The 5,904-nt window shown below is 69.3% G+C and carries 5 protein-coding genes; 2 read left to right on the top strand and 3 right to left on the bottom strand.

Features of this window, described 5'->3' with window-relative positions; translation table 11 throughout:
• Positions 1–219: 219 nt before the first annotated feature.
• The gene (locus ACVOK1_RS20010) at positions 220–1,413 is read right to left on the bottom strand and encodes an MFS transporter (protein ID WP_481563052.1); all 1,194 of its coding nucleotides are present in this window, start codon (positions 1,411–1,413) and stop codon (positions 220–222) included.
• A gap of 94 nt (positions 1,414–1,507) precedes the next feature.
• Here ACVOK1_RS20010 and ACVOK1_RS20005 point away from each other — a divergent pair, with 94 nt between their 5' ends.
• A complete protein-coding gene (locus ACVOK1_RS20005; RefSeq protein ID WP_481563051.1) occupies positions 1,508–2,437 on the top strand; it encodes a LysR family transcriptional regulator in 930 nt (309 codons plus the stop codon).
• Between the two features lie 115 nt (positions 2,438–2,552).
• Here ACVOK1_RS20005 and ACVOK1_RS20000 read toward each other — a convergent pair whose 3' ends face one another.
• Both ACVOK1_RS20000 and ACVOK1_RS19995 read right to left on the bottom strand, forming a co-directional pair.
• A complete protein-coding gene (locus ACVOK1_RS20000) occupies positions 2,553–4,010 on the bottom strand; it encodes an amidohydrolase family protein (protein WP_481563050.1) in 1,458 nt (485 codons plus the stop codon).
• Positions 4,011–4,062: 52 nt separating this feature from the next.
• Positions 4,063–4,761: an ankyrin repeat domain-containing protein gene (locus ACVOK1_RS19995; RefSeq protein ID WP_481563049.1), complete on the bottom strand. Its 699-nt coding sequence runs from the start codon at positions 4,759–4,761 to the stop codon at positions 4,063–4,065.
• A 93-nt stretch (positions 4,762–4,854) separates the two neighbouring features.
• On the opposite strand from ACVOK1_RS19995, the gene ACVOK1_RS19990 reads away from it, so the two are divergent.
• Positions 4,855–5,736, top strand: coding sequence for a LysR substrate-binding domain-containing protein (locus ACVOK1_RS19990; RefSeq protein WP_481563048.1), 882 nt, complete (start codon positions 4,855–4,857; stop codon positions 5,734–5,736).
• Positions 5,737–5,904 lie beyond the last annotated feature (168 nt).

Here is a 5,904-nt window from a genome sequence, read left to right as displayed (position 1 = left end):
CGACCAAGCCCCCATGGGTGAGGGCGCTTTGCTTGCGAAGCACTGCTTCGCGAGCGCCCGAACGCACAGCCGCCAGCGGCTGGGCCGGACCCCGGAGGGGGGTTTACGGCGCCCCCCTCAACCGGACCCACCCCGCCAACCCACGGAAAGCCAGCTCTTGACCTTGACGTTGCTCTGGCTTGAAGCAGGTGCAGGGCTGCAAGCCCTGCAGAACAAAACTCACCTCAACCGCACCAGCAGGCTGCTGCCCGCACACACCACTGCCAGCCACGCCACGCCATGCCAACCCCACTGGGCAAGTGCGAGGCTGCCCAGCGCACCACCCGCCGCCATGCCGATGAACATGCCGGTGAACAGCAGCGCGTTGAGGCGGCTGCGCGCCGGCGGCACCAGTCCGTAGACCAGCGTCTGGTGCGCCACCAGCGCCGACTGGAAACCGAAGTCGAACAGCAGCGCGCTCACCACCAGCAGCGGCAGCAGCGCGGCGGTCGGCAGCCAGCTGTCGGCCAGCAGCAGGCCGAAGCCCACCAGCGCCACCGCAATCGCCAGCCGTGCCACCGCGTGGCTGCCCAGGCGGTCGGCATAGCGGCCCGCGAACGGCGCCGCCAGCGCGCCGGCCGCACCGGCAATGCCGAACGCACCTGCGGCGGCACTGCCCAACCCGAGCTTGGCGTGCAGCATCAGTGCCAGGGTCGACCAGAACGCGCTGAAGCCCACCGCCAGCAGCGACTGGCTGGCGACCGCGCGGCGCAGCTGCGGCTGCTCGCGCCACAAATGCAGCAGCGAGGCCAGCAATGCCGGGTAGCGCAAGGTGCTGGTCGGTGCGAAGCGCGGCAGCGCCTTGGCCATCACCGCGCCCATCGCCGCCACCGACACCGCCGCCAGCACGAACTGCGTGCGCCAGCCCCAGGCTTCGGCGACCACGCCACTGACCACGCGCGAGAGCAGGATGCCCAGCAGCAGGCCGGTCATCACCCGGCCAACGATCTGCCCACGGTGTGCGTCCGGGGCCAGTACCGCGGCCGCCGGCACGATGTCCTGCGCGAGGGTGGCCATCAGCCCGACCAGCAGGCTGGCCATCAGCAGGCCCGGCAGCTGGCCGGCCAGCGCCGCGCCCGCCAGGGCCAGCGACAAAAGCACCGACTTCAGCAGGATCAGGTGGCGACGGTCGAAGCGGTCACCCAGCGGGGCCAGCAGCAGGATGCCCAAGGCGTAACCCAGCTGGGTCAGGGTCGGCACCATGCCGACGCCGCGCTCGCTGGCGCCGAGGTCCTGCGCGATCAGGCCCAGCATCGGCTGGCTGTAGTACAGCGAGGCCACTGAGAAGCCGGCGCCGGCCGCCATCGCAAGGACCAGCGGGGCCGAGGGGGCGGCCGTGGGCGTGGCGCTCACGGAAATGGAAGGGGTGGACATGGATGAACTCCGGGGGAGGAATGGTGCATAGCCTGAAGGTATTCGCCACACGTCTGTAGTAGGCTCAGCCACATATCATTCATACGCACAGCGCATGACCGACCTGCCCACTGGCGCCGACCGCCTCGACCTGCTGCGCACCTTCCTGCGCATCGTCGATGCCGGCAGCCTTTACGCCGCCGCCACCCAGCTCGGCACCACACAGCCCACGGTCAGCCGGCGCCTGCAGGCGCTAGAGCGACAGCTGGGCCTGCGCCTGCTGCAGCGCTCCACCCATGGCCTGCAGCTGACCGAGGACGGCCAGCGCTGCCAGCGCCACGCGCAGCGGGTCATCGACGAGTGGGAGTCACTGCAGGCCGAGCTGCATGGCGAGGCGCAGGTGCTGCGCGGGCGCCTGCGGGTGATGGTGCCGCACGCGTTCGGCCAGGCGCAGCTGCTGCCGACCATGCTGGACTTCCTCGCCCGCCATCCGCAGCTGAGCCTGGAATGGATCCTCGAAGACCATCGCCCGGACTTCGTTGCCGACGGCGTCGACTGCGCCGTGCGCGTCGGCCCGGTGGACGAGCCGCGCATGGTCGCCCTGCCGCTGGCCGAGGTGCCACGCATCGTGGTGGCCTCGCCTGCCCTGGCCGATCCTGCGCGCGTGCGCACGCCCGAGGAGGCGCAGGCACTGCCATGGATCGCGCTGGCCACCTACTACCGCGAGCGCCTGCTGCTGCACGATGCGCAGGGGCGCGCGCACACGCTGTCGATCGCCCCGCGCCTGCTCACCGACAACCTGTTCGTGGTGCAGCGTGCCGCTGTGGCCGGTCTGGGCGCGGCGGTGGTCTCGGCGTGGCTGGTGGCCGACGATCTCGCCAAAGGCCGTCTGGTGCAGCTGCTGCCGCAGTGGCAGGCGCCACCGCTGCCGGTGCACCTGGTGTTCCCCGCCGCGCGCCAGCAGCCGCTGCGGCTGCGCGCGTTCATCGATGCGATGAAGGAAGCACTGCCGCAGCTGCATGGGATGCGACCGGCGGTGCGCTGAACCGCTGGAAGGGTCAGAGCCCTTTGCGCAGCAAAGGGATCCGACCCTGGGCTGGAGGGTTGTGATCCGGGGTCGGATCCCTTTCCACCGGAAAGGGCTCTGACCCCAGCAGCGATCACTTCGCCTTGGCCGCCTCGGCATTCCACGCCGCCACCTTGGCCTTGGTGTCGGCCAGCATCTTGTCCAGCGCCGCACGGTCATACACAGTGCCGCGCAGAATCACGCTGTCGATCTTCTCAGTCGCGGCGATGTCCTGCAGCGGGTTAGCGGTCAGCAGCACCAGGTCGGCCGCCTTGCCGCTGGCGACGCCACCGTAGCGATCCATCTGGCCGAACCATGCCGGGCCCGAACGCGTGGCCGCCGACAGCGCCTGCGGCGCGCTCAGGCCTTCCTTCACGAACAGCTGCAGTTCCTGGTGCAACGCAATGCCCGGGAAGTTGTACGAGTTGAGGAAGCCGGCATCGGTGCCGGCGATGATCGTCACGCCCGCTTCCTGCAGCATCGGCAGCACCGAGGCCACCTGGTGGTACTGCGCATGGCGCGCTTCGATCTGCGCCGGGGTGGCCTTGGCCGCGCGATCCACGCGCCACTGGTAGGTGGCACGCAGGCCCGGGCCGATGTAGGCCAGGTACGGATCGTTGGCGTGGTCATCCTGGTCGAGGAAATCGAGGATGCGGCCGCCATTGAGGGTCGGGGTGACGAACACGCCGCGCTTGGCGAAGTCGCGGTAGGCGTGCATCGCCGTATCGTGGTCGAAGCTGGCATCCAGGCGGCGGTTGGCCTCGGCGCGGTCGATGCGACCGGCACCGAAATCGGCGGCGATCTGCGCTTCATCCTTGCTGCCGGCCTTGAACGCGTAGTCCAGATGCTCGATCGAGGCGAGGCCGGCATCGACTGCCTGTTCGACGGTCAGCGCCATCGGGATATGGCCCGAGGCCTTGAAACCGGCCTTGCGCGCGGCGCTGGCCGAATACAGGAACAGCTCCGGCTTCAGCGTGCTGTCGGTGATCTTCACGAAATCGACCTTGTCGTGCTGCAGGCGGGTGATCGCCTTGTCGACGTCAGCCTCGCTGCCCACTTCGATGGTGCCCTTCCAGACCGGCTTGATGCCTTCGATCTTGGCGCCGGAGCTGAGCAGGCGCGGCCCGAACAGCGTGCCCTTGGCGATCTCGCCACGCCACTGCAGCACCTGCTCCGGCAGGTCGCCCGAGCAGTCGCGCACGGTGGTGATGCCATGGGCGATGTACAGCGGCAGCAGCGCCTTGTTCTCTTCGATGAGGGCCGGGCCGCCGCCGAAGTGCACGTGCATGTCCCACAGGCCCGGGATCAGGTACTTGCCCTTGGCGTCGATCTGGCGGCTGGCGCTCCACTGGCTGCGCAGCTGCGCATCGGGGCCGACGGCGACGATGTCATCGACCCGGATGACCACGCTCTGCCCCGGCAGGCTGCGCGCGTGTTCGACATCGACCACGGTGGCGTTGCGGATCAGCAGGTCGGCGCGCTCGGCAGCGGAGGCCGACAACGGTGCGACGGCTAGGAGAATCGCAAGGGACAACGGACGGGACTGGAACATGGACGGCATCCTGGTGGGCACGCGTGACGCGCAGAGTGGAAGGGGTCGGGGTTCAGCGCTGGGCGCCGGCCTGGTGCAGCAGGGTTTCAATGCGGGTGTAGCCACGCTGGCGTGCGTGCATCAGCGGCGTCACGCCATCGCCATCAGCCAGTTCGGGATTGGCGCCGGCGTCGAGCAGCAGCTGCACGATCTGCACATGGCGCGGGCCACCATCGCCGAGCAGGATCGCTTCCAGCAGCGCGGTCCAGTGCAGGCGGTTGACATGGTCCACCGCCACGCCCGCGCGCAGCAGCGTGCGCACGGTGGCCACATGGCCGCGTTCGGCGGCGGGAATCAGGGCGGTGCCGCCGTAGCGGTTGGTGCTGCGCAGCTCGGCACCGTGGGCCAGGGTCAGCGCGAGAATGTCATCCAGGCCGCGCGCGCCGGCATACAGGTAAGCGCTGTCCTGCATCGCATCCTTGGCGTTGACGTCGGCACCGGCTTCGATCAGTTCGCGTGCGGCATCGACGTGGTTGCCGTGGGTCGCCAGCAGCAGTGCGGTGCGACCTTCACCATCGCGCGACTCCAGATCGGCATCGTCTTCCAGCGCCGCACGCACGGCGGCGGCATCGCCTCGCGCGGCAGCATCGCGCAGGCGCGCATCGGCCGTGCCGGCCGTGGCCGAACAGCCAGGTAGCACCATCGCCAACAGGCACAGCAGCAACAGGCGACCCAGCGGGCCGGGCAAACGAGGGCGACGAGCGATGCGCATCTGCGGTTCTCCGGTGCAGCGGGGCGCCGTGCTTGCCGCCCCCTGCCCTGCATGGTAGAAGTCGCCACGTGCATCCAGAAGTGAAATGTTCAAATGCAAGACAGTGCCAAATCGAATAGAACGCTGTTCGAACTGGACCTGCTGCGTGCGCTGGTGATGGTGGCCGACTGCGGCAGTTTCACCACCGCGGCTACCCGCCTGCATTCCACCCAGTCCACGGTCAGCCAGAAGGTACGGCGGCTGGAGGAGCTGGCCGGGCACCGCCTGCTCGAACGCGGCCACCGCGACGTGCACCCCACCGATGCCGGGCACACGCTGCTGGGTTACGCCCGGCGCATGCTCGACCTGAACGAGGAAATGGCCCAGGCCCTGGCCGGCGCCACGGTGGAGACCGCGGTGCGCATCGGCGTGCCGGAGGACTTCGTCAACGCGCAGACCACGCGGATGCTGGCCGCGTTCAGCCGCCGCCACCCGCAGGTGAAGCTGGAAATCAGCAGCGGTCTGAGTCGCGACCTGGCCCATGGCTTCGACCATGGCGAACTGGACCTGGTGCTGGTCAAGCAGCGCCGCAACACGCGCCAGGCGGTGCACTGCCGGCGCGAGCCGATGCACTGGATCGACAGCCAGCGCAACAGCAGCCTGCAGCTGGATCCGCTGCCGCTGGTGACGTTCCCGCCGCGCGGCCTGTACCGCGACGAGATGATCCAGGCGGTGGAGGCACTCGGCCTGCGCTGGCGCATCGCGTTCACCAGTTCGTCGCTGAGCGGCATTCAGGGGGCGGTGGCCGATGGCATCGGCATCAGCCTGCTGCCGCGTCGCGCGGTGAGCCGCGAGCACCGCGTGATCGATGGTGAGCGTGGCCTGCCGGTGGTGGAGAACTATGAGATCGGGCTGCTGCATCGGCCGGATGCGGATGATGCGGTGCGCGCGCTCGCCGCCGAGCTCTGGCGGCAGGTCCAGCGCGAGGCGGAGTAGTGTTCGGCAGGGCTGCGCCCTGCACCTGCCGAAGCCGAAGCCGAAGCCGAAGCAACAGCAGAAGCTGGCTATCCGTGGGTTGGCGGGGTGGGTCCGGTTGAGGGGGACGCTGCAAGTACGTCCATGTAAGCTCGGGCGCCGCATCCATGCGGCTCACGCCCCCTCAAC

It is taken from the genome of Stenotrophomonas sp. STEN087, from assembly GCF_056759115.1.
Note: the sequence above shows the minus strand (reverse complement) of the source record. Positions and strands in the feature narration are given on the sequence as shown.

Excerpts from the sequence above, each read along its gene's own strand:
- ACVOK1_RS20010 (WP_481563052.1), bottom strand. The coding sequence starts at position 1,413 with ATGTCCACCCCTTCCATTTCCGTGAGCGCCACGCCCACGGCCGCCCCC.
- ACVOK1_RS20005 (WP_481563051.1), top strand. The coding sequence starts at position 1,508 with ATGACCGACCTGCCCACTGGCGCCGACCGCCTCGACCTGCTGCGCACC.
- ACVOK1_RS20000 (WP_481563050.1), bottom strand. The coding sequence starts at position 4,010 with ATGTTCCAGTCCCGTCCGTTGTCCCTTGCGATTCTCCTAGCCGTCGCA.
- ACVOK1_RS19995 (WP_481563049.1), bottom strand. The coding sequence starts at position 4,761 with ATGCGCATCGCTCGTCGCCCTCGTTTGCCCGGCCCGCTGGGTCGCCTG.
- ACVOK1_RS19990 (WP_481563048.1), top strand. The coding sequence starts at position 4,855 with ATGCAAGACAGTGCCAAATCGAATAGAACGCTGTTCGAACTGGACCTG.